The sequence below is a fragment of the Arthrobacter sp. 4R501 genome (assembly GCF_002929755.1).
GTDB lineage: Bacteria > Actinomycetota > Actinomycetes > Actinomycetales > Micrococcaceae > Arthrobacter.
This window is the reverse complement of the sequence record NZ_PJIW01000013.1, coordinates 14,710-41,337: the sequence shown is the minus strand read 5'-3', so window position 1 is coordinate 41,337 and position 26,628 is coordinate 14,710. Positions and strand designations below refer to the sequence as shown.

19 protein-coding genes, 1 tRNA gene and 1 pseudogene are annotated in these 26,628 nt (G+C 65.9%); 15 read left to right on the top strand and 6 right to left on the bottom strand.

Annotated elements, in window-relative coordinates:
- Positions 1–131: 131 nt before the first annotated feature.
- The 3 genes from CXR02_RS14015 to CXR02_RS14005 all read left to right on the top strand — a co-directional run bounded on the left by CXR02_RS14015 (position 132) and on the right by CXR02_RS14005 (position 5,787).
- Positions 132–2,174 (top strand): acyltransferase family protein, encoded by a 2,043-nt coding sequence (locus CXR02_RS14015; RefSeq protein WP_258060981.1) that lies wholly within the window; start codon positions 132–134, stop codon positions 2,172–2,174.
- A 222-nt stretch (positions 2,175–2,396) separates the two neighbouring features.
- Positions 2,397–3,908: an IMP dehydrogenase gene (gene guaB, locus CXR02_RS14010; RefSeq protein ID WP_104062565.1), complete on the top strand. Its 1,512-nt coding sequence runs from the start codon at positions 2,397–2,399 to the stop codon at positions 3,906–3,908.
- A 19-nt stretch (positions 3,909–3,927) separates the two neighbouring features.
- Entirely contained in the window at positions 3,928–5,787 is a 1,860-nt protein-coding gene (locus CXR02_RS14005; protein ID WP_104062564.1) for an ABC transporter ATP-binding protein, read from the top strand.
- 93 nt (positions 5,788–5,880) lie between these two features.
- Here CXR02_RS14005 and CXR02_RS14000 read toward each other — a convergent pair whose 3' ends face one another.
- Positions 5,881–7,797: a S8 family peptidase gene (locus CXR02_RS14000; protein WP_104062563.1), complete on the bottom strand. Its 1,917-nt coding sequence runs from the start codon at positions 7,795–7,797 to the stop codon at positions 5,881–5,883.
- A gap of 222 nt (positions 7,798–8,019) precedes the next feature.
- On the opposite strand from CXR02_RS14000, the gene CXR02_RS13995 reads away from it, so the two are divergent.
- The 7 genes from CXR02_RS13995 to CXR02_RS13965 all read left to right on the top strand — a co-directional run bounded on the left by CXR02_RS13995 (position 8,020) and on the right by CXR02_RS13965 (position 18,896).
- Entirely contained in the window at positions 8,020–9,156 is a 1,137-nt protein-coding gene (locus CXR02_RS13995; protein WP_104062562.1) for a GuaB3 family IMP dehydrogenase-related protein, read from the top strand.
- 129 nt (positions 9,157–9,285) lie between these two features.
- Positions 9,286–11,025 carry a glycerol-3-phosphate dehydrogenase/oxidase gene (locus CXR02_RS13990; protein WP_104062561.1) on the top strand — a complete coding sequence of 580 codons (1,740 nt, stop codon included), beginning with the start codon at positions 9,286–9,288 and terminating at the stop codon, positions 11,023–11,025.
- 45 nt (positions 11,026–11,070) lie between these two features.
- Complete coding sequence (locus CXR02_RS13985; RefSeq protein ID WP_104062560.1) at positions 11,071–11,559, top strand: PTS sugar transporter subunit IIA; 489 nt, start codon at positions 11,071–11,073, stop codon at positions 11,557–11,559.
- 59 nt (positions 11,560–11,618) lie between these two features.
- Positions 11,619–12,473, top strand: a complete 855-nt coding sequence (locus CXR02_RS13980; protein WP_104062559.1) for an SURF1 family protein — start codon at positions 11,619–11,621, stop codon at positions 12,471–12,473.
- Positions 12,470–12,970 carry a DUF3817 domain-containing protein gene (locus CXR02_RS13975; protein WP_104062558.1) on the top strand — a complete coding sequence of 167 codons (501 nt, stop codon included), beginning with the start codon at positions 12,470–12,472 and terminating at the stop codon, positions 12,968–12,970. Before CXR02_RS13980 ends, CXR02_RS13975 begins: the two co-directional genes overlap by 4 nt.
- 100 nt (positions 12,971–13,070) lie before the next feature.
- Positions 13,071–14,660, top strand: a complete 1,590-nt coding sequence (guaA, locus tag CXR02_RS13970; protein WP_104062557.1) for a glutamine-hydrolyzing GMP synthase — start codon at positions 13,071–13,073, stop codon at positions 14,658–14,660.
- Positions 14,661–14,789: 129 nt separating this feature from the next.
- On the top strand, positions 14,790–18,896 hold the full coding sequence (locus CXR02_RS13965) for an AAA family ATPase (protein ID WP_104062556.1): 4,107 nt from the start codon (positions 14,790–14,792) through the stop codon (positions 18,894–18,896).
- A gap of 19 nt (positions 18,897–18,915) precedes the next feature.
- Here CXR02_RS13965 and cpaB read toward each other — a convergent pair whose 3' ends face one another.
- From cpaB to CXR02_RS13950, 3 genes are all read right to left on the bottom strand, one after another.
- Positions 18,916–19,662: a Flp pilus assembly protein CpaB gene (cpaB, locus tag CXR02_RS13960; RefSeq protein WP_104062555.1), complete on the bottom strand. Its 747-nt coding sequence runs from the start codon at positions 19,660–19,662 to the stop codon at positions 18,916–18,918.
- Between the two features lie 99 nt (positions 19,663–19,761).
- Positions 19,762–20,022 (bottom strand): FmdB family zinc ribbon protein, encoded by a 261-nt coding sequence (locus CXR02_RS13955; protein ID WP_104062554.1) that lies wholly within the window; start codon positions 20,020–20,022, stop codon positions 19,762–19,764.
- A gap of 130 nt (positions 20,023–20,152) precedes the next feature.
- The gene (locus CXR02_RS13950; RefSeq protein ID WP_104062553.1) at positions 20,153–20,773 is read right to left on the bottom strand and encodes a 5-formyltetrahydrofolate cyclo-ligase; all 621 of its coding nucleotides are present in this window, start codon (positions 20,771–20,773) and stop codon (positions 20,153–20,155) included.
- Between the two features lie 107 nt (positions 20,774–20,880).
- Between CXR02_RS13950 and galU the strand changes: the two genes are divergently transcribed.
- From galU to CXR02_RS13930, 4 genes are all read left to right on the top strand, one after another.
- Entirely contained in the window at positions 20,881–21,786 is a 906-nt protein-coding gene (gene galU / locus CXR02_RS13945; protein ID WP_104062552.1) for a UTP--glucose-1-phosphate uridylyltransferase GalU, read from the top strand.
- Between the two features lie 5 nt (positions 21,787–21,791).
- On the top strand, positions 21,792–22,409 hold the full coding sequence (locus CXR02_RS13940) for a GNAT family N-acetyltransferase (protein WP_104062551.1): 618 nt from the start codon (positions 21,792–21,794) through the stop codon (positions 22,407–22,409).
- 147 nt (positions 22,410–22,556) lie between these two features.
- Positions 22,557–23,462 (top strand): hypothetical protein, encoded by a 906-nt coding sequence (locus CXR02_RS13935; RefSeq protein ID WP_181037243.1) that lies wholly within the window; start codon positions 22,557–22,559, stop codon positions 23,460–23,462.
- A gap of 138 nt (positions 23,463–23,600) precedes the next feature.
- A tRNA-Ala gene (locus CXR02_RS13930) sits at positions 23,601–23,673 on the top strand.
- A gap of 435 nt (positions 23,674–24,108) precedes the next feature.
- Here CXR02_RS13930 and CXR02_RS23000 read toward each other — a convergent pair.
- Positions 24,109–24,338 (bottom strand): annotated as a pseudogene (locus tag CXR02_RS23000) (CorA family divalent cation transporter); the annotation flags it as partial.
- 166 nt (positions 24,339–24,504) lie between these two features.
- On the opposite strand from CXR02_RS23000, the gene CXR02_RS13920 reads away from it, so the two are divergent.
- Positions 24,505–25,008, top strand: a complete 504-nt coding sequence (locus tag CXR02_RS13920; protein WP_104062550.1) for a flavodoxin family protein — start codon at positions 24,505–24,507, stop codon at positions 25,006–25,008.
- Positions 25,009–25,011: 3 nt separating this feature from the next.
- Here the strand turns inward: CXR02_RS13920 and CXR02_RS13915 are convergent, their stop codons facing one another.
- Complete coding sequence (locus CXR02_RS13915; protein ID WP_258060969.1) at positions 25,012–26,280, bottom strand: wax ester/triacylglycerol synthase domain-containing protein; 1,269 nt, start codon at positions 26,278–26,280, stop codon at positions 25,012–25,014.
- Between the last annotated feature and the right edge of the window lie 348 nt (positions 26,281–26,628).

Genomic DNA, 26,628 nt, shown 5'->3' with positions numbered 1-26,628 from the left:
TCCGACGGGGCTCGAAGGCCGCCGTTGATTGGCCATCGGCCGTGCGGCTCAGTAGGGTTGATGCTTTGCTTACCCGCTTGGAGAGGTCCTCTGTGTCCAGTGCACCAGCCGAGGCTGCTCCGCGCACTGCGCTGGACGCAAAGACCGGCGAGCGGAAGCCTGCCCGGAAACCGACCTTCCGTCCCGAAGTCCAAGGCCTCCGCGCGCTCGCCGTCCTGATGGTGGTGACCTACCATGTGTGGCTTGGCCGGGTGTCCGGCGGGGTGGACATCTTTCTCCTGATCTCGGCCTTCCTGCTGACGCTGTCCTTCGTCCGGAAGGTGGAGGCCGGCGCGTCCCTGAATCTCCTCCGCCACTGGCTGCACCTCTTCAAGCGGCTGTTGCCAGCCGCCGTCGTTGTCATCCTCGGGGTCCTGGCAGGCACCTGGCTGGTCCTCCCGCAAGGCCGCTGGCCCGTCATCCTGGACCAGGCCTGGGCGGCATTGCTGTACCGGCAGAACTGGCTGCTGGCGGATACCGCCGTGGATTACTACGCGCAGCAGCATGCCGCGGCGAGCCCCCTGCAGCACTTCTGGTCCTTGTCCATCCAAGGACAGGTCTTTATCCTGTGGCCTCTCGTCTTCGCCGCTTCCGCTGTTGTGTGGCGGCTCCTCCGGCACCGTTACAACGCCAGCTACCGCGCCGTGGTGGCAGCCGCGTTCGTCTGCGTCCTCGTTGCCTCGCTCGCGTTCTCGATTGACCAGACGGCCACAAACCAGGCCTACGCCTACTTCGACACCCGGACGCGGCTCTGGGAATTTGCGCTGGGCTCGCTGGTGGCCCTTGCCCTGCCGTACCTGAAACCCGGAAAACTCCTGCGTGTGGTGCTCGGCTGGGCCGGCCTGGTGGCCATGGTCTCCTGTGGTCTGCTGCTGACCGTGGACCGGGCGTTCCCCGGATTCGTGGCACTGTGGCCCACGCTGGCTGCCGCCGCGATCATTGTGGCCGGGCAGAGCGGGAGCCGGTTTGGTGTGGACCGCCTCCTGGGCTGGAAGCCGCTGGTTTCCCTAGGGGACAACTCCTACGCCCTCTATTTGTGGCACTGGCCCGTCCTGGTGCTGGCGCTGGCCGCTACCGGCGTTGAGGCCCCCACCCTCATCCAGGGCGCCGCGATCATCGCCGCCTCGGTGGTCCTGGCCGTCCTTACCACCCGCTTTGTGGAAAAGCCCCTCCGGGAATGGCGCTGGCCGCAGGTGCGCACCTGGCGCACCGCCGTCGTCGTGGTTGCCTGCTGCGCCCTGCTGGCCGGACCCGTGGCGGTCTTGCAGACGAGCCTCACCGCGGAGGAAGCCGCCACCGCCGCCCAGCCCCGCGAGCTGGCGCCGGGAGCAGCCCTGCTGACCCCGGGTAACGCCGGAGCACCGGCACCGCAGGGCAGGATCATTCCTGGTCCCACCGCCCTGGACAACGACTGGGCCGGAATCCACCAGGCCTGTACGGGAGCGAATGCCACCGGGGACCCTGTCCTTGAAGGCTGCCGGCAGGCGCTCCCCGAAGGCGAACCCACCAAACGGATCGTTGTGCTGGGCGATTCCCATGCCCAGCAGTATCTGGCCGCCTTGGCACCCATCGCGGAAGCCCGCGGCTGGGAGCTGGTCACCCTGCTGATGCCGGCCTGCCGGTTCGGGGCCGAATCCGAGACCCGGACTGCCGAATGCAACGCATACAACGGGGCCAGCGCAGCGTACGTGCTGGAGCACCGGCCGGATGCCGTCTTCACTGTGGCCACCCTTACCCATGAGGAAGCCCCGTTCGAGACCGAGGTGCCGGCGTACCTCGAAGGCATCCAGCCCATCGCGGATGCCGGCATCGAGATCGTCGGCATCCGGGACAACCCGCGCTTCACCATCAACATGCCCGAGTGCGTCCAGCGCCACAGGGCGGACGCCCGGGCTTGCAACCCGCCGCTGAACGAATCCCTGGTGGAGCCGTCACCGCTGGAGAGTTACCGCGGGAAGGTGGACGGGCTGCACCTGATGGACCTGAGCGACTTCATCTGCGCCGGCGGCATCTGCCCGGCCGTGGTAGGCAACGTCTACGTGTACAAGGACGACAACCACCTGAGCCGGACGTATGTGGAAAGCATGATTCCCATGTTTGAGGAGCGGCTGCTGTCGGCGACCGACTGGAACTGACATGCGGCTTTCGGTTATTGGGTGCCGTTGCTCACAATGTGCTCGCGGAATAGGGGGATCGGCGCGGAGGTTCTAATATTTACTCAAAGCTTTCTGCGCGGTGACCGCGCATGAGGCACGCGAATGTACTAAGGCCCTGCACGGACCAGTCCCGTAATGACGGGCTGGTCATTAGCTGCAACCCCTACCCGTGAACCCGTAACCAAGGTAAGAGGCGCACTCATGACCCAGCCCGAGCACAATCCTTTCGGCTTCATCGGCCTGACCTACGACGACGTCCTGCTCCTTCCGGGCCACACGGACGTCATCCCGTCCGAGGCTGACACGTCTTCGCGGATTTCCAAGCGGATCACCGTTCACACACCGCTGCTGTCCGCCGCCATGGACACGGTCACCGAATCCCGGATGGCGATTGCCATGGCACGCCAGGGCGGCCTGGGTGTCATCCACCGAAACCTGTCCATCCAGGACCAGGCGGACCAGGTGGACCGCGTAAAGCGCAGCGAATCCGGGATGATCACCAACCCGCTGACCATCGGCCCTGAGGCCACGCTCGCGGAACTCGATGAGATCTGCTCGCAGTACCGGGTCTCCGGGCTCCCCGTTGTGGACGAGGGCATGCGGCTCCTCGGTATTGTCACCAACCGCGACACCCGCTTTGTGCCCGAAGCCGACTTCCCGCTGCGGCTGGTCAGCGACGTAATGACCAAGATGCCGCTGATCACCGGGCATGTTGGCATCAGCCGTGAGGAAGCCTCCCACAAGCTGGCCACGAACAAGATCGAAAAGCTTCCGCTCGTTGACGAGCAGGGCCGGCTCAAGGGCCTCATCACCACCAAGGACTTCACCAAGGCCGAACAGTACCCACTGGCCACCAAGGACGATGAGGGCCGGCTCCGCGTCGGCGCCGCCATCGGCTTCTTCGGTGACGGCTGGGAGCGCGCCATGGCACTGGTGGACGCCGGCGTCGACGCACTGTTCGTTGACACGGCCAACGGCCACTCCCAGGGTGTGCTGGACATGATCCGCCGCCTGAAGTCCGATCCCGTAGCAGCGCACGTGGACATCATCGGCGGCCAGGCCGCCACCCGCGAAGGCGCCCAGGCACTGATCGACGCCGGTGCCGACGGCATCAAGGTGGGCGTCGGCCCCGGCTCCATCTGCACCACCCGCGTGGTGGCCGGCGTGGGCGTCCCGCAGATCACCGCCATTTACGAGTCCGCCAAGGCAGCCATCCCGGCCGGAGTGCCGTTGATCGCCGACGGCGGCCTGCAGTACTCGGGCGACATCGGCAAGGCGCTGGTCGCGGGCGCCGACACCGTCATGCTGGGTTCCCTCCTGGCCGGTTGCGATGAGTCCCCGGGCGAGCTGATCTTCGTCAACGGCAAGCAGTTCAAGAGCTACCGCGGCATGGGCTCGCTGGGCGCCATGCAGTCCCGCGGCAAGAACACGTCCTACTCCAAAGACCGTTACTTCCAGGCGGATGTTTCCGGTGATGACAAGCTCATCCCCGAGGGCATCGAAGGCCGCGTCGCCTACCGCGGCCCTCTCGCCTCGGTGGCGTACCAGCTGGTGGGCGGCCTCCGCCAGACCATGTTCTACACCGGTGCACCCACCATTCCGGAGCTCAAGGTCCGCGGCAAGTTCGTTCGCATCACCCCGGCCGGCCTCAAGGAATCACACCCGCACGACATCCAGATGACCGTGGAGGCCCCGAACTACGGTTCGCGCTAAAACCTCGGTGGTTGGAGCAATGTCCCAACCACGCCATCCCGCCGAACTGAACCCAAAAAGGGACCCTCAGCGGCGGTTGGCGCTGCGGCCCTACGCCCGGGCCGTGGCGCAGGTGCTGCGGGTCAGCTTCCGGGCTTCGCCGGCCGCCGTCGTCATGAAAGTTGTCGGTTCGCTCATTTCCGCGACGCTGCCTTTGGTGACCACGTACTTCGCAGCGCTGACCACCACGGCGCTGGCGGCCGCCTACGCCGGTGATTCAGCAGCAGGCCAACAGGCCATTGTGTACGTCATCATCACGGCTGCCCTCGGGCTATTCTGGGGCGGCTTCAGCAGCGTGGACCGCTACATCCAGCAGCTCATGAGCTTCAAGGTGGGTGCCATCGTGGGCGACCAGATGTACGAGCGCTTCCTGGCGCTGGAGTTCTGGCGCTATGACGATAAGCAAACCGTGGACCTCTACGACCGGGCCAAACGGTTTTCCGATTCCTATGCCCGCGTGCTGGACAGGATCGCGGCCATCTTCACCCAGTTGGTCTCCGTGATCCTGGCCGTGGGGGCCCTGCTGCTGGTCAGCTGGTGGATCGCCGTGATTGTCCTGGTGGCGATTGTGCCCAGCGTCTACCTCCAGTTCAAGCTCTCGCGCGAACAGATCGCCCACTGGAACACCCAGGTGGACTCCCGCCGGCAACGGCGGATGATCGAAACCAACCTGCTCCGCCCCCAGCACATCGCCGAAATGCGGCTCTACGGGATCGTGGGCTACCTGATGGACCTCCGCTCCCGGCTGCGGGATGCTGATGAGCGGCGCCGCCTGGACTTCCAGAAGCGCTACATCCCCAAGCAGCTCGCCGCCGACGCCCTGCAGTACGGCGCCGAGGTGATCTCCCTGATCTGGGTGGTGGGCCAGATCATCGCCCGCGCCCAGCCCGTTGGCCAGTTCCTCTATGTCCAGCAGATCGTCAGCCGCGCACTTTCCACAGCCAACAGCCTGGTGTCCTCCCTCAGCTCGATCGACGAGGATCTCGCCAACCTCAAGGACTACGAGCTGTTCATGGCAATGCCGGTGCATGCAGACCATTCACCGCCGCTGCTCCAGGCTCCCAAAACCGTGGAACTGCGGGACATCCGCTTCACCTACACGGGCGGCGACACCGAGGTGATCCGCGGCATCAGCATGACCATCCGCGAAGGCCAGCACATCGCCGTCGTAGGTGAGAACGGGGCGGGGAAATCCACGCTGATCCGGATCCTCGCAGGCCTCTACCGCCCGGATTCGGGGCAGGTAATGCTCGACGGCGTCGACCTCGCCGCCGTCGACGTTAAGTCCTGGCACCGCCACCTGGCCGTCCTGAGCCAGGAATTCCTCAAGTACGAATTCGCCACAGCTGCCGACAACATCCGCTTTGGCGACGTGGACCCGCCCCGTGACGACGAACGGATCCGCCAGGCAGCCAGCGACGCCGAAGCGCTGGAGTTCATCAACAAGCTGCCCAACGGCCTGGACAACTACGTCAGCAACTGGATGGAGGATCCGCGCGGCCGGAAGGGGAGCGGGCTCTCCGGCGGCCAGTGGCAGCGGCTCGCGATGGCCCGGAATTTCTACCGCAACGCCACCTTCATGGTCATGGACGAGCCGACGTCCGCTATCGACGCACTGGCCGAGCACCGGATCTTCACCCGGCTTTTCGCGGACCGCAGCAGCACCATCATTGCCATCAGCCACCGGCTTGCCACCATTGAGAAGGCCGACATTGTCTACATGCTCGAGGACGGGCGGATTGTGGAACAGGGCACCCACAAGGAACTGGTGGCGCTGCGGGGCCGCTACTTCAGGATGTTCGAATCCCAGCTGACGGTGGAGGAGGCCGAGGGCGTCTGACGGCGGCAGGGCCTAGTGTCACGCACTCCACGCAGGAACCGCCGGCCGCCTGCAAGGCGTGGCCGGCGGTCCCGGATTCGTGCGGCCCCGAGCCTAAGAGGTGGTCACCGCTGTGTCGTCGAGGTAGAAGTACGTCCCCAGCGACGAGTCCTCAACACCCAGGAAGCGCAGGGTCACGCTCTTGCCCTTGTAGGCGGAGAGGTCCAGCTCCTTCTGCAGATAGCCGGCGGACTCGTTGAGATTGGAGTAAGTGGCCAGCGTGGTGGTCACACCGTTGCTGACCGCCTGAACCCTCAGGGTGTCATAGGCCGCGCTGGATGTGGTCTCGTCCGACTGCACTTTCAGGTAGAAGGACAGCGACGCGGTGGCCACCGTGGACGGGACTGCAAACGCCTGGTCGAGTATGTAGGACGTTGCCTGGCCCCAGCCGTTGAGGCCGGCGAAGCCGGAACCGGTCCTGGCGTTCGTTCCGGTCTCGAACGTGTCGGCGTGGTCAGAGGTCCAGGAGGCTGCGCCCGATTCGAAGCCCGGGTTCAGCAGCAGGTTGCCGGACGGCGGGGGAGTGGCCCCGCCCAGCAGGCCCATGGTCTTGGTGGCGTCCGAGAGCCCTGTGCCGCAGCCCGTGGTGCAGCCGCCCGGCATTGCCCGGGTTCCCTGCTTGAGCGTGGACTCCACCTGGGCCGGCGTAAGCGTGGACGATTTGGACTTCATGAGTGCGGCCAGCCCGGCCACGTGCGGAGCTGCCATGGACGTTCCCTGGTAGCTGGCGTAGCCAGCGGATCCCGGTGTGGAGGTACCGGTGTTGATAGTGGAGAGGATTCCGCCGCCCGCTACGCGGACGTCGCCGCCGGGTGCGGTCAGGTCAACCGTGGAGCCGTAGTTGGAGTAGTAGGAGAGGCTGCCGCTCGGGTTGCTGGCAGCCACGCTCACAACGCTGCTGCAGTTGGCCGGGCGGAATCCGGAAGCATCCTGGTTGCTGTTGCCGGCCGCCACCACCACGGTGGCCCCCCGCGAAACTGCGGAGTTGATGGCTGCCTGGTACGTGCTGCCGCAGGCACCGGACCCGCCCAGGCTCATGTTGATGACAGTGGCTGGATTGGCGTTGGCCGGGATGCCCGAGACGGTGCCGCCGGCCGACCAGATAATCGCATCTGCAATGTCGGAAAGTGACCCGCCGCATTTGGCCAGGACGCGTACCGGAACCACTTTGGCGTTGGGTGCGACGCCCGCCACGCCGGTGGCATTGCCGGTCACGGCTGCAACGGTGCCGGCAACGTGCGTGCCGTGCCACGAGCTGTTGCCGGCTGTCGCCTGGCCGCACTCGCCGGCGGCGTACCAGTCGCCCTGGTCCTGCGCATTCGCGTCCCGTCCGTTGCCGTCACGCGCTGCCGTGGCGTCGGAGACGAAGTCGTAGCCCGGCAGCACATTCGCGTCGAGGTCCGGATGGGCCGTGATTCCGGTGTCGATCACGGCCACTGTCACGCCGGTGCCGGTGGCAACGTCCCAAGCCCCGGGGACCCGCATGCCGTTGGTGCCAGTGAAATCCCACTGCTCGCCATAGCGTGGGTCGTTGGGCGTGAGAGCCACCGTCATGCGGGCGTCAGGTTCCACGTAGTCGACCGATCCGGACGCCGCAATCTCGGCCATGAAGTCTTCGGCAGCCTGCCCGGACAGGGCCCTGTCCGCCTCGATCAGCGTTCCGCCGGTGGCCAGGGTGCGGAGTTCATGCACCTTCACGCCCTGTGACTTGGCTGCTTTGCCCCAGGCATTGGCGCGGCCGTTCGGGGTGGCGTTCGCGGTGGTCTCCTTGAATTCGACGATGAACTTCGTGTAGGCCTCTCCGGCGGCAACGTCGTGCACCGCAGTGCCTTGGACAGCGGCCGGTGCTGCAGTGCCGTCACCGTCTTCGGGGGTGGCGAAGACCGGCGAACCGGCGAAGGCCAGGGTGCCGACTGCTGCGGCGAGCGACAGGGCCAGGATGCGGTGGCGCCTGATTGATGAACGTCCCATAGGGGGCTTCTTTCTCGGAACGGGCACAGGTGTGGCCCGTATGAAGGGGAGCGATGGGTGGTCACGTGGTGGATCAGGTGGTAACCGAGAGTAAACATAAAGGTATTTTCAAAACTTGTAAATGGTTGACAAAACATGTCAATAAAGTGTGGACTATCAGTTTCAGGATGAACCCAAGAGGAGGCGCCCCACCCATCCCGCGTGGTCAAGTAAAGTGGTCACGTGACTTACGAGATCGAGATTGGCCGTGGCAAGCGTGGGCGTCGTGCCTACTCCCTGGATGACATTGCGATTGTCCCTAACCGTCGTACCCGCGACCCCAAGGACGTGTCGGTCTCCTGGCAGATCGATGCCTACAAGTTCGACATGCCCGTGATTGCAGCCCCGATGGATTCGGCCATGTCCCCGGAGACGGCCATCGCCTTGGGCCGGCTGGGCGGGCTCGGCGTGCTGGACCTTGAGGGCCTCTGGACCCGCTACGAGGACCCGCAGCCCATCCTCGACGAAATCGGCGCACTCGAAGACGAGGTCAACAGCCCCGCGGTGACCGGCCGGATGCAGGAGCTCTACCGCGCCCCCATCCAGCCGGAACTGATCACGTCCCGCCTGGCGGAGATCCGCGCCGCCGGCGTGACGGTGGCCGGCTCGCTGACCCCGCAGCGCACCCAGGAACACTACAAGACCGTGGTGGCTGCCGGCGTCGACATTTTTGTGATCCGCGGGACCACAGTGTCAGCCGAGCACGTCTCGAAAGACCACGAACCCCTGAACCTCAAGCAGTTCATCTACGAACTGGACGTCCCCGTGATTGTGGGCGGCGCGGCCGGCTACACGCCCGCCCTGCACCTGATGCGCACCGGAGCCGCCGGCGTCCTGGTCGGCTTCGGCGGCGGAGCCACCGCCACCACGCGGCGCGCCCTGGGGATCCACTCGCCCATGGCCTCCGCCATCTCCGACGTCGCGGCCGCCCGCCGTGACTACATGGATGAATCCGGCGGACGGTACGTCCATGTAATTGCCGACGGCGGCATGGGCACCTCGGGTGACATCGTCAAGGCAATTGCCATGGGCGCCGACGCCGTGATGCTGGGCAGCGCCCTCGCCCGCGCCGAAGAGGCACCCGGCAAGGGCTGGCACTGGGGCCAGGAGGCCCACCACCTCGAACTGCCCCGCGGAGACCGCGCCAACGTCGGCACCGTCGGACCGCTCGAAGAGGTGCTCTTCGGGCCCGGCCACCACACCAACGGCACATCCAACCTGATCGGCGCACTCCGCCGTTCGATGGCGACCACGGGCTATTCGGACCTGAAGGAATTCCAGCGCGTCGACGTCGTAGTTTCTCCGTACACGGGCAACTGACAGCCTCTTACTAACGGGCGGCCGACGACCCCTGACGGGATCCCTCCCCGCGGAACCCGCCCTGCCCAACTGTGCGGCAAGGAAGTACTGTGGTTTTACCACCGGCAGCAGCGGCAAGGGAGGCGTTCCGTGAACACAGTTCCAAACGAAGGCGGGGTCCTGGGGCCTGCGGCCAGGGAAGCATCGATCGCCAGGCTCAGGGCCACCTCGGAACCCGGCAACGAACTGGACATCCTGATCGTCGGCGGCGGCATCGTGGGCGCCGGTGCGGCGCTGGATGCCGTGACCCGCGGCCTCACCGTGGGGATCGTGGAGGCCAGCGACTGGGCGGCCGGCACGTCGTCACGGTCATCCAAGCTGATCCATGGAGGCCTGCGCTATCTGGAGATGCTGGATTTTGGGCTGGTTAAGGAAGCGCTGCACGAACGTGGCCTGATTCTTTCGGTCCTGGCCCCGCACCTGGCCCGGCCGGTGCCGTTCCTGTATCCGCTGACCAAACCGTTCTTCGAACGGCCCTATGTGGGGGCCGGGATCGCCCTGTATGACGCCATGTCCATTACGGGCGGGCACAGCCGCGGTGTGCCGTTCCACAAACACCTCACCAGGCGGGGCACCCTCAGGGCCGCCCCCAGCCTGAAAAAAGACGCCTTTGTGGGCTCCATCCGCTACTACGACGGCCAGGTGGATGACGCCAAGTACGTGGCAAACCTCGTCCGGACGGCGGTGCACTACGGCGCCCATGCGGTGAACCAGATGGCGGTGGTGGACTTCCTGCGTGAAGGTGAGCGCGTGGTGGGGGCCAAAGTGGTCAACCACGAAGACGGTTCGAAATTCAACATCAAAGCCAAGCAGGTCATCAACGCCACCGGCGTGTGGACCGATGAAACCCAGGCCATGGTCACCGACCGCGGGCAGCTGAAGGTCCGGGCGTCCAAAGGGATCCACTTGGTGGTGCCCCGCGACCGGTTCCAGTCCACGGTGGGTCTGATCCTGCGTACGGAAAAGTCCGTGCTCTTCGTCATTCCGTGGGGCCGGCACTGGATCATCGGCACCACAGACACCGACTGGAACCTCGACAAGGCCCATCCGGCGGCCTCCAGCAAGGACATCGACTACATCCTCGAGCACGTCAATCGGGTCCTGAAACGCCCGCTGACCAGGGAGGATGTTGAAGGCGTCTACGCCGGACTGCGCCCGCTCCTGGCAGGGGAGAACGATTCCACGGCGAAACTGTCCCGTGAACACATCGTGGCCCACCCCGTACCGGGCCTGGTGGTGGTGGCCGGCGGCAAATGGACCACCTACCGGGTTATGGCCAAGGACGCCGTGGACGAGGCCACCCGCACCATGGATGAGCGGGTCCCGGCGAGCTGCACCGAAACCATTCCGCTGCTGGGCGCCAGCGGCTTCAAGGCGGCCTGGAACCGCCGAAGCCGGACCGCTGAAGAGTCCGGCGTGCACGTGGCCCGGGTAGAGCACCTGCTCAACCGTTACGGGTCGATGACTCCGGAGGTGCTGGACATCATCGCCCGGAATCCTGAATTGGCGGAGCCGTTGCCCGGTGCTGACGACTACCTGCAGGCCGAGGCCGTCTACGCCGCAACCCACGAGGGCGCCCGGCATGTCCACGACGTCCTGACCCGGCGGACCCGCATCTCCATCGAGGCCTGGGACCGTGGCGTGTCGGCGGTGCCGGTTGTCGCTAAACTGATGGGCGAAGTCCTTGGCTGGAGCGATGTACAGCGTGAAAGCGAAATAAAGCACTACATAGCACGCGTTGAAGCTGAACGGCTGAGCCAGCAGCAGCCGGACGACGAATCCGCCGACGCCGCACGGCTGGGCGTGGAGGACATCGTCCCTTTGCGCTGAGGCGGCACCGCACACCAGCAATTCTCCTGACTGAAGGGACACGCCTTGGCGGAACCACTTGACCGGTACGATGCCGATCTCACCACCTCCGATTTGGTGATTCTGGAGTTGGAGGCAACGGGCAAGTCGGACGCCGCGGCGCAACTGGCAGAACGCCTCTTCGCCGCCGGGCGGGTCACAGACCTCCCGCGGTTCCTGGAGCACGTCAACGCCCGCGAACACCAGCTCGCCACCGGCCTGCCCGGCGGGATCGGGCTCCCGCACGCCCGCAGCGAGTTCGTCTCGCGGACGTCCATCGCCGTGGGCATCACCAAGTACGGCCATGCCCTGGACTTCGGTGCCGCCGACGGTCCGGCCACGGTTATTCTGCTGATCGCCACCCCGGCAAGCTCGTTTTCCGATCACCTGGAAGTTCTGGCCACCCTGGCTCGGTCCCTGTCCAAGGAGTCCTTCCGGGAGTCGCTGCGGCGGGCCTATGATGCCGAAGTCATCGCCGAGCTCATCAACTCCAGCCTGGTGTTCTTCGACCATTAGGAGCCTCCGCGCACCTGGTCGTTTAGTTGTTCTACAGAGGAACGAAGTACGGTTAACACGTGTGGAAAACAGCCCTTAAGCCCCGATGGATCGCAGGCCTGGTCTTCGCGATCGCCGTCTCCGGGGTGTTTGTCCTGCTCAGTCAGTGGCAGTTCGGTCGGTCCACGCAGCCCGAAGTTGTGGTCAGTCCCGCCACCGAGGACGTCAGGATGCTGACGGAGACGCTTGAGCCCGGAGCCTTCTTCCCCGGTTCAGTGTCAGACCAGATGGTCTCCGCCGAGGGAACCTACGACCCCGCAAAACAGGTCCTGGTGCCAGGCCGCCTGAAGAATGGTGCGAACGGCTACTGGGTGGTTTCCGCCTTCGCCGTGACCGGAGCGCCCGCGCTCACCGGCGCCGCAACTTCACCCCAGACCTGGATTCCAGTAGCCCGCGGCTGGGTGGCGGAGCCCGACGACGCCGGCGCACCGCCGTCGGGCGTTGTGAACCTGACCGGACGGCTGCTGCCGTCAGAATCGCCGCTGCCGTCCACCGCACCGGAACGCGGACGCGCTTCCGCCGTGTCGGTTGCCGAACTCATCAACTACTGGGACGTCAGCATGTACCCGGGATTCGTGGCCGCAGCCTCCGAACTGACGGCCGGGTCCGACCTGTCCGCCGCGGCAGTTGACGGTGCCCTGAAACCCCTGGAAATCGGCCCCCAGCCGCCCGCGCAGCAGGTCAACTGGCTCAATCTCTTCTACTCGCTCGAATGGGTGGTGTTCGCCGGCTTCGCCCTGTTTATCTGGTGGCGCCTGGTCAAGGACGACTACCGGCGGGACGTCGAAGAGGAACACGACGACGACCAGGATGCTCCGCCCGCACTGCCCACCCCGGCAACTTCTGCACAGCTCCAACAAAAGGCAAAGCCATGATCGAACCGAAACCGGCCGTCCAGCAGGATTCTGCGCAGGGCAAGGGCAAGAAGCGCCGCTTCGGCGGTACAGAGCGGCAGATCCGTTCCGCCCTGAAGTTCTACAAGGTGCTGGCGTACCTCACAGGCGCCATGCTGCTGCTGCTCTGCGCCGAACTCATCGCACGTTACGCCTTTGGCCAGTACCTGTTTGCCGGCGGCACCAACGCCGTCACGGGCCAACCGTTCGGCCTGGGATTCGCCGACGCCGAACCCAAGGGCGTGGTGGGCGGCGCGAACATCTCCGTCGCCGTGCTGATCGTCCACGGCTGGATGTACGTGGTGTACCTGATCTCCAACTTCCGCCTCTGGACGCTGATGCGGTGGCCGTTCATGAAGCTCATCCTCCTGGCCCTGGGCGGCGTGGTGCCGTTCCTGTCCTTCGTGGTGGAGAAGAAGTTGCACGCCGAGGTGGACGCCGAACTGGCCGCGAACCCGCAGGCCGCACAGCGGTACTGAACGTTGCAGCGGTGGGGGAGTCCCGCCGTCGGACGTTCACTGCGTCACACCCACGGTCCTGAACGTGCGGCGGGGCAACCGCGCAAAGTAGGCTAGTACGGTGACTACTCCCACTGCATCCCAGACTTCCCAGAAGCCGGTGCTGGTTGTTGACTACGGTGCCCAGTACGCGCAGCTGATTGCCCGCCGCGTCCGGGAAGCGAATGTGTATTCGGAAGTGGTTCCGCATACCTTCACCACCGAGCAGCTCCTGGCCAAGGACCCCGCCGCCATCATCCTTTCCGGTGGCCCCTCCAGTGTTTACGCGGACGGGGCACCCTCCGTCGGCGCCGACCTCTTTGAGGCCGGAATCCCGGTCTTCGGCATCTGCTACGGCTTCCAGGCCATGGCCAACGCCCTGGGCGGAAAGGTCGACAAGACCGGCCTGCGCGAGTACGGCTCCACCCAGACCACCATCCTCGGAGAGGGCCGCTCTGTCCTTGAGGGGATGCCGCAGCACCAGAACACCTGGATGAGCCACGGCGACTCCGTGCACGAGGCGCCCGAAGGCTTCGAAGTGCTGGCGACGACGGCGGGCGCGGAAGTGGCTGCCTTCGCCAACGAAGAGAAGGCCCTCTACGGCGTGCAGTGGCACCCCGAGGTCAAGCACTCGGCCTATGGCCAGCAGGTGCTGGAAAACTTCCTGTTCAGGGGCGCAAAGCTGGAGCCCAACTGGACCACGGGGAACATCCTCGAGGAGCAGGTGGACCGGATCCGTAAGCAGATCGGCGACGCCCGGGTTATCTGCGGGCTCTCCGGCGGCGTTGACTCCGCCGTTGCAGCGGCGCTCGTCCAGCGGGCCGTCGGCGACCAGCTGACCTGTGTGTTCGTGGACCACGGCCTGCTGCGCGAAGGCGAAGCCGAGCAGGTGGAACGCGACTTCGTTGCTGCCACGGGCGTCAAGCTGTATGTAGCCAATGAGCAGGAGCGCTTCCTGTCCGCCCTGGCCGGCGTCAGCGATCCGGAAACCAAGCGCAAGATCATCGGCCGCGAGTTCATCCGCGCGTTCGAAGAGGCCGAGCTGGCCATCATCGCCGAGGCCGCGGCCCATGGCGAGAAGATCAAGTTCCTGGTCCAGGGCACGCTGTACCCGGACGTCGTCGAATCCGGCGGCGGCGAAGGTGCTGCGAACATCAAGAGCCACCACAATGTCGGTGGCCTTCCTGAGGACCTGCAGTTCGAACTGGTAGAACCGCTCCGGGCACTGTTCAAGGACGAGGTCCGCGCCGTCGGTGCCCAGCTGGGCCTGCCGCAGGAAATCGTGGGCCGCCAGCCGTTCCCCGGCCCCGGCCTGGGAATCCGCATCGTCGGCGACATCACGCAGGAGCGGCTGGATCTGCTCCGCAAGGCGGACGCCATCGCGCGTGCCGAGCTGACCGCGGCCGGGCTGGACAACGAGGTGTGGCAGATGCCTGTGGTCCTGCTGGCCGACGTCCGCAGTGTGGGCGTCATGGGTGACGGCCGCACCTACGGCCACCCGATTGTGCTCCGCCCCGTTTCGTCCGAGGACGCCATGACGGCGGACTGGTCCCGCCTGCCGTACGATCTCCTGGCCCGGATTTCGAACCGGATCACCAACGAGGTGGAAGGCGTCAACCGGGTGGTGCTGGACGTGACCAGCAAGCCGCCGGGAACCATCGAGTGGGAATAACAGTGTGAGTGGCCGGTCTCCGTCAGCGGAGGCCGGCCATTGCTGTCATCCGTTGAAATCCGCCGCAATTTGGCCTGATCCAGTGTTGCGGTCTCTCATCCCGGCTCCTTTGCGGCTACGCTCGAAAGTATGCCGGTATGGTCCAGGGCGTCACGTGCAAACGCAGAAAAGAAGGCAGTAGTGTCAGTTGGTCAAGGCCACGCGGAGGGTTCTGAGGAGCTCGGAAAATGGCTGTCCGGGCTTAAACCCGTCACCGGGGCAGACACCATGCTGCGTTTCACCAAGACCCCCGAAGGTTCCATTGACCTGACCCATGCGCACCCGTCAGGTCTGGCCCAGCTCATGGCCGGCCGCCGCACACGGTTGTCCACACTCATCCGCGACCACCAGCAGTACGTCGTCGCGGCCCGGGCATCGCGGAACATCCGCTCAAAAATCTTCGAACTCGGTAATGACCGTGGCATAGATGCCGGTTACCTTTCCGCAGGCACCGTTGTGTGGACGTCCGCTGTTGGCGGCAAACCCCAGCGGGTTTCCGCGCCGGTGATGCTCACCGCAATCTCGCTCACGGTCCGCCCGGGTGAGGACGACTACGAACTGCAGCTCACCGAGCAGGCCAACATCAACCCGGCCCTGGTCCGGCACCTGAAGACCATCCATGGCATTGTTTTTGACGTCAACGCCGTGACACGCCTCGCGTACAGCACCGCACGCTTCGATCCCCAGCCTGTCCTGGATAAGCTCGCAACCCTCATCCGGCCCATCCATGGCGCCGAAGCCCAGCACAATCTGCTGGTGTCCACGTTTGCGGACCTCTCCGGCAACCTGGACGATCCCTGGATCAACGAGGGCAACCCGCTGGTCGCCGCCCTGGCCAAGGCGGCCAGCGGTGAAGTCATTGATGTGCCCGCGCCGGACCCCTCCCGCTTCCCGAGCGTGGACGCGCGCCACCCGGACGACGAACTCCTCCTCCTCGACGCCGATCCGGACCAGCAGTACGTCATTGATGCCGCCCGCGCAGGAGACTCGCTGGTGGTCAGCAGCCCGCCGGGCACGGGACAGACCCAGACGGCGATCAACACCATCGGTGCACTGGTGGACGCTGGGCGGTCGGTCCTGGTGGTGGGTGACCGCCGGGCCAGCCTGAATGAAGTATCGGCACAACTGGAATCGCTGGGACTTGAATCCATCCTGTTCCAGCTCTCCGGCACAGCCACACCACAGCAGCTCAAGGCCCAGCTGGTGCGGGCCATCGTACGGAACGAAAAGTCACTTGAACCGCAGCTGGGGAACCTCCACCGGACCCTCACCGAGCACCGGCACGCCCTGATGGACCACGTGGCGTCCCTGCATAACGTGCGCCAGCGCTGGGGCTGCTCGCCGTATCAGGCCATGCAGTCACTGGCCGAGCTGACCTCCATCCACCCCGCCCCCGCCACCACCGTGCGGCTCAAGCGCAGTGTGCTGGACAGCATCCGCGACCGCAACGAGCTGGCCGGCAGGCTTCGCCGCGCTGCCGAGCTTGGCAGCTTCAGCCGCGCCTCCACTACCAGCCCGTGGCACGGCGCCCGGCTGCTCACCCGCAAGGAGACCGAGGAGGCCCAGGAACTCGCCCGGTCAGTGGCCAGGAACCTGCCTGTCCTGCGCGACCGGATGAACAGCGTGGCCGAACATGCCGAAATCCGGCTTGGCACGTCCTTCTCGGAGTGGGGGGAGCAGCTCGAGCTCCTCATGGCTGTCCGCGAAAGCCTCGACAAGTTCACACCGGACATCTTCGACAGGCCGGTCAACGATCTCATCTCCGCCACGGCGTCCTCCGCCTGGCGCCGGGAGCGGAATGTCGACATGGCCTCCATGCAACGTTCCCGCCTGCGCCGCGTCGCGAAGGAGTACGTCCGTCCGGGCGTCCACATCACCGATCTCCACAGCTCGCTGGTGCTGGTGCAGGACCAGCGTGCCCTCTGGTCAGGCTACGCCACCTCGCAGCGCCATCCGGCCGTCCCCTCGGGCCTTGCCGAGATGAACGTGATGTACCGATCCCTGGACCGGGAGCTGACCCAGTTGGGGGAAGCCCTCCGGTACACGCAGGCCGGCGGTTCGCTGGCCACGGCCCGCTATGAGGAACTCATGGAGCGGCTGGAGCGGCTCGTGGCCGACACCCACACGCTGAAAACGCTGCCCGAGCGCACTCTGCTTGTAGAAAACATGCGCGAGCACGGCCTGGGGGAGCTCCTCGCCGATCTTGCGGAGCGGGAGGTTCCCGCAGAGTCCGTCGCAGCCGAGCTTGAACTGGCCTGGTGGCAGTCCGCGCTGGAAGCGATGATCAGCGGGGACGATTACCTGGCCATGTCTGACGGGGACGCACTCCGGCAGCTTGAGGCCGAATACCGGCTCGCGGACAACGCCCATATTGCCAGCGGCGCGGCGCGCCTGCGCTGGGAACTGTCCGAACGGTGGCGTGCCGCGCTTGCGGAACATCCGCGCCAGGCCCAACTCCTCAGGAGCCTGCTCAAGGACGGCCGGGTTACCCTCGCCGCGCTGACGGCCCAGGCAGCCGAGCTGGTCCCCATGCTGGTGCCGGTCTGGTCGGTCAGCCCGTACCTCATGACCGGGCTCCTGCCGGCGGAACAGCGCTTCGACGCCGTGGTCATCCTGGACGCCGAAGCGACGTCGCTGCAGGCCGTCTTGCCCGCCATCGCCCGCGCCAGGCAGGTCATTGCTTTCGGTGATGCCAAGATTGCCAGCCCCCGGACGTTCACTGTGGGTGTTGAGCGGCTGGCCGCCGGGGAAGCGGCCCACCAGCGCGTCGAAAGCGCGTTCTCGGCGCTGTCTGCCATCCTGCCTGTCTGGCGGCTGAATTTTGTCTACCGCGCGGTTGACGAGGACCTGGTCCTGCAGCTGAGCAAGAACTCTTATGACGGCGCCCTCCGCAGGCTCCCCGAGGGACAGTCCGCCACGGGCTTGGACAGGGCGCTGCTGGTGGAGTACCTTCCCGACGGCACCGGACTGCCCAGTGCCGACCACGAAGGCGTCGAATCCGTAGTGGCCGAAGTTAACCGGGTGGTGCAGCTGGTCTTTGAGCACGCCCGGACACGGCCGCGCACATCGCTGGCAGTGGTCACCGCCAGCCTTCGACATGCTGCCCGGATCGGTGAGTCCATCCGTCTTCAGCTCCCGAACCACCCGGGCCTGGCCAGCTTCTTCAGCGCAGGATCCGAGTCGTTCCGCGTGGTTGACCTTGAGCGGGCGCAGGGCCTGGTCCGTGACCACGTGATCTTCTCACCCGGTTTCGGCCGCACTCCGCACGGCCGGGCGCTGCACAATTTCGGACCCCTATCCGCTGAGGGCGGGCGGGAAAAATTCGCTTTGGCGATGACACGTGCACGGCGTTCACTCCACGTCCTGACGTGTTTCCAGCCCGAAGACCTCGATCACACGCGGCTGTCCTACGGCGCGGTGGACTTCTACGAGCTCCTGAACCGTGAGATTGCGGGAAAGACCGATCTCGGAACTCCGGCCTCGCGTGCCGCCGCCAGTGAGCAGGCGCTTGGGGCCGATCCCCTCGTCGCCGATCTTGGTGACCGGCTGCGTGCCCGCGGTGCCCGCGTCTGGCACCAGTACGACGGCGTGATTGACGTGGTGGCCGCAGCAGACCCGCTCAGCACCATGGGGCAGGACGACGCCGAGATTCCGCGGCCGGTGGCCATCGAATCGGATGGCACGGAGCAATACCGCATCATGAGTGTCCGTGAGCGGAGCCGGCTCCGTCCGCAGCTGCTGGAGCGGATGGGCTGGCGGTACATGCCGCTGTGGACCATCGAAGTCTTCACGGACCCGTCCGCCTGCGCGGACCGGATCGCGGGTTACCTGGGCCTTGAGAATGTTCTGCCGCCCGGACGGGGCGCGGCTTCGGGCGGATTCTTTGACGAGGACATGGACCCGCTCGCGCTTGCTAGCGAAGGAAACGACAGGAACGACGACCAGGCCGGACGCCTGGCCAGTGAGGAGGCGGTTGTTGTGACCCCACGGAACGCCGACCAGGCAGATACACACGGTAACGACCAGGCGGACGACGCACGAAACGGGAACGCGGCTGTGCCGGAGCGCCAGCTGCCTGGGACAGCTGGCATCCTGCCCAACAAGGCTGCGGAGGATGACCCAAAGCGCTGGGGCGATGGCCCCGACAACGATCACGACGCATGGCTGAAGGAAAACAAGCCGCCGCACTGGGGCTGACCTCCAGGCTGCAGCGGCGTCACCCGGCCCCGCCCTCGGGTCCCACCAGTACGAAAAACAGCTTGCCCTGAGTGGAGGCTCCCGCCAGCCGGGCAGCCTGCTCCGGGGCTGCTGCCACGACGATCAGCCCGTCGGTCTCGCCGGTGCCCAACCACTGACCCGTCTTGCCTCCTTGTCCTGACGTCCACAGGACGGGAACGGATGAAGCGAGCACCTCCGAGGGGGACTGCTGGTCGTAGCCGTTCGCCCCGGTCAGCACCACGTTGACCAGTTGCCCGGGCGACACGAGCTGGATGGAGGAGGGATCGGCCATCCTCAAGGGCACGGCTGCGGAGCCCGGTGGCGTTCCGGTCAGGAGGCCGGGACCCAGCAGCAGGGAGTCTGTCACCAGTTGGCCCTTCCGCAATGGGGCTGCCAGTTGCTTACCCGCGGCGTCACCGGTGTCGGACATGGACCCGGCAGTGAGCATCCCCGGCGGGATTTTCGTGGCCGTCAGGTCCGTGGCTGTCAAGGCCGTGCCTGCGGGGAGATCCCGTGCCGCCGCCAACACCGAGACCGTATCGGCGGGCGGGGGAGTGAGCTGATGGACCGCGATCCCGGCAGCAAGGCAGAGCAGGAGCGCTATTACGAGGCGCCGGTTCCGGCCCAGCCAGGACAACAGCCTGTGGCCACCCGCGCCCCGGGGTCGTGCTGACGGGAGCGGACGGCGGGCCGGGCGCCCCGGCGGGGCGGATCCACGGCTGGAACGAAAGAGGGTAGCGGGCATGGGAACCACGCTACGTTCCGGCAACCGAGCCCGACAGAAGCCAAGGTGGCTATGTGGAAAACCGTGCTGCCGACGTCGTACGTCTTTTTTGGCGTGAGGTCAGCTGGCGGCAGCGGCAACCGTGGCAGGTGCCGGTGCGGCCGCGGGGGCGGAGGGGGCAGCCGAAACGGTGCTTCCCTTGGCATCCCGGGAGTCGGTCCGGTAGAAACCGGAGCCCTTGAAGACCACGCCCACGCTGTTGAACTTCTTGCGCAAGGCGCCCTGGCACTCCGGGCATGAAGTCAGGGTGCTGTCGGTAAACGACTGGAAAACGTCGAAGGCGTGGCCGCAATCCTTGCAGGCGTAAGCATAAGTGGGCACTGGTGATCCTCCTCGGGGGCAAACGAGAGGTCCTGTGCTGCGCTGAGCGGAAACCGTCCATTAGCAGTCGCAGGGCCTGAGTGCCAATTCTATCACCCCCGGAAAGCAGCCTTCCGTCAGGCCGGGTCCGTCAGGCCGGGTCCGGCAGCCGGATCAAACCTGAGGGCGTGAGCGCGGCCGGAACCCTCCGGTCAAAGTCTTCGGCGGGAATGCTTCCGGCCGGGAGCAGTTCGGAATCGAAGACGATGGCCGCAAACGGGATCTCAAGGCCGTCTCCGGCGAGGGAGCCCAGCAGGACGTCGTAGTAGCCGCCGCCCTGGCCTATGCGGTTGCCGTCCTTGTCCACGGCCGTAGCGGGGACGAAGAGTGCAGCAACGGAGGCCATGATGCCGAGGCCATGGCGCGGTCCAGCCGGTTCCAGCACGGGGGCGTAGCGGCTGCGGACAAACTCGACGCCGGGAGTCCAGTAGGTCCAGCTCAGCCGGCGGCCGGGCTCGCAGACAGGGAGCAGGACCCTGTGGCCATGCCGGTGGAGTTCGATGATCAGGGGCAGCGTGGGCGGCTCCGGGGCCACGCCCAGATAGGCGCAAAAGGTCGACGGCGTCCCACCGGTGAGCTGTTCAGCCCAAGCAACGCCGTGGACCGCCAGGGCGGCGCCTGCCGCGTCGCGTTGCGTGGGGTCCGTCGCGGCGCGGCGCGCACGATGCTGTGCGCGGATGTCCGCCTTGGCTTCACTGCTGCCTTGGGGCATGCCGCTCCTTCGTTGCCGTTCGGGTGGCCGTTGCAGCGTCTGCGCTGCGCTGGCTCAGGAGCCACCACCAATTACTGAATGGTCAGCCCCTCCGTTAGATTAGTCCAGTGACTACCACTCAGCAGACAGTACGCAAGGCCGTTATTCCAGCTGCCGGCCTCGGCACCAGGTTCCTGCCGGCCACAAAAGCCATGCCCAAGGAAATGCTCCCGGTGGTGGACAAGCCTGCCATCCAGTACGTGGTTGAAGAGGCTGTCAACGTTGGCCTTAACGACATCCTGATGATCACGGGACGCAACAAGCGTGCCCTGGAGGACCACTTCGACAGGGTTCCTTCGTTGGAGGACACGCTGGAAGCCAAGGGCGACCTGGCCAAACTTGAGTCCATCCAGGCAGCCAGCAACCTCGGTGACATCCACTACGTCCGCCAGGGTGACCCCAACGGCCTGGGCCACGCGGTACTGCGTGCAAAGCAGCACGTCGGCAACGAACCGTTTGCCGTCCTCCTCGGCGATGACCTGATCGATGCCCGGGACGAACTCCTCAGCACCATGATCGAAGTCCAGTCCAAGACCGGCGGATCCGTGGTGGCCCTCATCGAGGTGGAACCCTCCCAGATCAGTGCCTACGGTTGCGCCGATGTGCAGGAGATCGACGGTGAAGGCTACGTCAGGATCAACAAGCTCGTCGAAAAGCCCAGCGTGGATGAGGCGCCCTCAAACCTGGCAGTCATCGGCCGCTACGTGCTCCACCCGGCAGTTTTTGACGTGCTCGAGCACACCGGCCCGGGCCGGGGCGGGGAAATCCAGCTGACCGATGCCCTGCAGGAGCTGGCAGCCGGCGATGGTGATGGCTACGGAGTTTACGGCGTGGTCTTCCGCGGCCGCCGCTACGACACCGGTGACAAGCTCAGCTACCTCAAGGCCTGCGTCCAGCTCGCCATCGACAGCGACGACCTTGGCCCCGGACTGCGGGAGTGGCTGCCAGGCTTCGCGGCCGGCCTCGCTAAATAACTGCCGTGCGCCCCGGATCCATCTGGCCCGTGACACTCGAATGCGGCGACCTGATCCTGCGCCCCATTCGGTACCGGGACAAGAAGGAATGGACCGAGGTCCGTGGGCGCAACAGCGAGTGGCTGGCGCCCTGGGAAGCATCCAACCCGGCACCAGGCGGTGCACTGCCTGACTACCGGCAGATGGTGCGGTCCTTGAAAATCCAGGCCGCCCAGGGGACGGCCCTGCCGTTCCTGATCACTGAGCGCACACCCAGGTTTGCTGCCCCGGTCATTGTTGGCCAGCTGACTGTGTCCTCGATTGTGTGGGGGTCGGCCATGATGGCCACGCTGGGGTACTGGGTTGACCAGGCGCGTGCGGGTCACGGCATCGCACCCACGGCGGTGGCCATGGCCACTGACCATTGTTTCCAAGCCCTGGGCCTGCACCGGATGGAGATCAACATCCGGCCCGAGAATGGCCCCAGCCTGCGCGTGGTTGAGAAGCTGGGATTCCGCGACGAAGGCTACCGTCCACGCTTCCTTCACATCAACGGGGAGTGGGCGGACCACAGGTCCTTCGCGCTGACCTCTGACGAGGTCCCGGAGGGGCTGCTGGCCCCGTGGCTCGCGTCCCGGTCCTGACCCGCGGGACCTGAACCCGGCATGGCAATTCCAAGGTCATAAATCCAATGAATTGCCACGTTGCCGGCGACACACCGTTGCTAATGCGGGGGCGGCTGCCCTAATGCTCATACGGTTTTGATTGTGGACTTCCCCCTAAGCAGCTCAGTGATCCTTGTGGTTGCCGTTGTGCTCTGGATCGTATGGGTTGCGCCCTACGTTCTGCGGAACCGCCGGCACCAAGCCCAGGCTGCTGGTGACTTCCTGGCGGAAGTACCAGCCATTGAATCATCGGACCCGAGAGCCGGGACGGTATTGAACATCGCCGCCCAGCAGGAGAAAGCCATGGAGATCAGGAAGAGCCCCGAAACCGCCACGGAAACGTCCGGCAACGCGACGACGCGCGGCGCGTTCCGGATCCGCTATGGCAGGACAGGGATCGCCCTCGTTGGTGTCCTAGCGTTGCTGACCGCGTTTGTTTCGGGTGTTCTCCTGCCGTTCGGAATCGGCAGCGCGCTGTTGCCGGTCACGGGCCTTGCCACCACCATTGCAGCCGTCTTCCTGCTGCGTTTCCTGGCTGTGCGTGACCGCACAGCCAAAGTGAACGCAGCTTTCCGCTCAGCGATGAGCGCCCCCGCCCGGCGTCAGGGAGCGGCGGCCGCAGACACCGCAGTGCGTCCCGCCGCCCGGCCGGAAAGCCGTCTCTTTGATGCCGAGGCCCACCAGGCCAAGCCGAAGCCGAAGCCCCTTACCGCGATGGAGCTCCGGGAAGCCGCACTGGCTGTTGCGGTAGCCGCCGGAGATGCCAGCGCCGCCGCCGCTTCGCTGGCGCCGGCCATCACCACCTGGGAACCGGTGGACGTGCCAAAGCCGGTGTACGTTGAGGCCGCCAAGGCCGAGCGTCCGGCGCCCCAGCCGCTTGACCTTCCCGACGCACCCAAAGCCGTCGGTAAACCGTCCCTGAAGCAGGGCGTTCCCGCAACCACGCCCGGCGCGCCCGCCGCCAAGCCCCTCACCAAGGCGCAGAGCGCCCTAAGCAACCTCGACGACGTCCTGCAGCGCCGCCGCGCCTGATACCCCACCGGGTTCGCCCGAAGCAGACCCAACCGCTCTTCAGTCCGGGCGCGGAGTGTCAATTCGCAATGCGGGACGAAAATTTGTAGCCTAAGGTCACCGGTACCGCCGTTCCTTCCCGGGGACACGGACTGTTCCGGGGCTATAGCTCAGTTGGTAGAGCGCTTCGTTCGCATCGAAGAGGTCAGGAGTTCGAATCTCCTTAGCTCCACTGCAAAAGCCTTCTGACCTGCGGAAACGTTGGGTTGGAGGGCTTTTATCTTGCCAATTTTTGGGCCAACCACACGCTTTGGGAAGAGTTCCCGCGTTCACACGGACTTTCGTTCCGGATGAGACGGTGGCTCTTTGCCAGACTCTTGGAGTGCCTCAGTGAGATCCGGCGATTCGGTTGCCGTTGCGATCTAATGCTTCTCCGTGACTGCGGTTCCGGAATGACCCCACTGGGCGGCAGCTTGTGTGGAACTGTATTCCTAGCCGATGAGAGTGGCAACGGATTTACCGAAGACATGGAGGCACCTTCATGGTGCGGAAGCCGGCTCTGGTCTTCGGACGGTCTTGCCGGTAGGCGCCGCAGCCCTTTTCCATGACTACACTTCCGGGAATGGTGATAGTTGCCGGTTCTGCTCGAAGATCGATGTCCTGATGCGCGGGCCACGTCCGGGCCGGCGCCGAACAGCTCGTCCTCGATCTCGTCGATGTCGTTTTCCAGACCGGCGACGACGGGCTGGCACTGGTCCAGGACCACGTCCAGGATCGCGTACAGCAGGGCCTGCGGGCCAAGGGCCCGCAGCTCCGGGGGGCGTCCTCTAGCCAGTGGCGGACCCGGGCCAGGTTCGGGGACTCCGCATGCCGGCCCGTAACGACGAAGTCCGGACCATTGCCCCCGATCTCGACATCAGACCCGGCATCTCTTCCGATCTCTCCGTTTCGCGATGGGACATTGTCTGGTCGTGACCATACCGGACTCTGTGGATCGCGCCTTTCGGGGTGCGCCGTGGCGTGGGCGGCACTACGCTGTCGGCAAAGGAGAGGGAGGAGCATCATGCGTGCAGTAGTAGTCTTCGAATCGCTCTGGGGAAACACGGAGCAGCTCGCGCGTGAGATCGCCGCCGGAATCGGTGGCGAACGCACTGACGTAGTGGACGCGGCGTGGGCGCCGAGCGCGCTGGACTCCGACGTTGATCTTCTCGTGGTCGGCGGACCAACCCACGCGTTCTCCATGTCGACCGGGTCGACACGCGAGTCGGCGAAGCAAGAGGGTGCCGAGCACGTCCCGGCACGAGGCATCCGCGAGTGGATCGAAGCGCACACCTCGCCGGGTCGCGCAGTTCCCGTGGCGACGTTCGATACGCGGGTCGTCAGTCCTCGGCTCCCGGGGTCGGCGGCGAAGAAGGCGATGAAACGGCTTGTCGGGCTTGGATTCCGGCCGGTCGCGAAGCCCGAGACGTTCGGCGTGCACGGTTATGCAGGCCCGGTCGCCGACGGCGAACTGGAACGCGCGCGACGCTGGGGAGCGGAGCTCGCGAGACTCCTATCCCACCACTGAGGCTCACGCGCCGAGGCGCGCCATCTCCTCGCCCATGGCGCGCGCGAACGCGGCGCCCGGCACATTCGTCGCGTCGAAGTGGATGCCGCAGAACAGGTTGCCGGTGTACGAGACAGCCGCGACACCGAACCGTACGTTGCCGGCGAGCACGCCAACCGGCCAGAGCGAGACGACCGGAGCCCCCGCGAGGCGGAAAGCGCCTTCGGGGCCCGGCACGTTGGTGACGAACCCGGCGACGAGATGCTGCCGCCGAGCGACGCGGTCCAGGATGCGCGCGCCGATCGGGCCGCGCATGAACTCGAGCGTGCCCTGGTCCCTCGCCCGGGCCTTCTCCTCGCGGGTCTGCGCGGCGATGAGCCGCAAGCGCTCACCGGGGTCGGGCTCGCGGAGCGGCAGCCCCACGAGCATGACCCCCACTTGGTTCCCCGCGGTCCCGCGTCGCCGCAGCGCCACCGGCACCGATACCATCAGCCGCGCGGGAATCGGCTCACCGGCTGCCGTCAGGGCGGCTCGGAAGCCGGACGCCGCTGCAGCGAGCAGGGCATCGTTCACCGTGGCACCCTGCGTGCGCACCGCTGTCTCGAGCGCCTCGATGTCGGTACGCAGAAAGACGACCCCGCGGTGAGCGCTGCGCTCACCCAGCAGCACCGTGGCGCCGATGTCACGACCCCGCAATGTCTGGCGGATGCGGTGCAGACCGACACGCAACCGACGCACGGTCTGCCACAGCGTACGACTCGGCGCCTCCGTCAGCACCCGCACACGGCGTGCCATCGCCGGTGCCTCACGCGGCTCCCCCGCATCGAAGAGCTGCTGCACGATCGCCACCGCCGCCATCCCGTCGGCGACCGCATGATGGATGCGCAGCACGACTCCGAGCTCTCCCGCCGTCGCACTCGGCACCACCAGGATCTCCCACAGCGGACGATCCAACCCGAGCGGCTGACTCATGAGCTCGGCGCATTTGTGCTCGAGACCCGCAAGACCATCGACGGGCTCCACGAGGCGGATGTGGTGCTCGAGGTCGGGCGCGGTGTTGATCCAGTGGTGTCGACGGCCCATCAGGACAGCTCTTCTGCACAGCGCCGGCAGCGCCGCGATCCGCTCGCGGAGAGCCGCCCGCAGCTCGGCCATATCCGTGGTGCCATCCGGAGCCAGGAAACCGCCCGGCGCGAGCAGACCGGCGACGAGGAACACGTTGACCTGGCCGACGTGATCGAGCAACAGGTTCGCTTCGTCGACCGGGGCAAGCCTTTGCGTCACGGCGTGCATGTTACGACAATAGCCGTGAGATCCCCGGCCTGACATGCCACGAGCGACAGTCCGGACGCCGCAGCACTCTGTCGCTACGGGAATCGCTGTACATTGGGCTGCACCACGAGGGGGTGATGAACTGTGTGGCGTGTGCTCCTCCTGATCCTCACTGCGTTCTGCATCGTGTCGACGATTGCTGGATTCGTCTACCTCGTTCCAGGGGGCGCGCAGGGCTGGTCGAGGGACTTGCTTGAGGACACCCCCTTCGACAGCTACCTCAGCCCCGGCATCATCCTCCTCGTCGTGGTCGGGGGAACCCGGCTGCTCGCTTTTGTTCTCCTGCTCCTCCGGCGCGCTTCGGCGGCG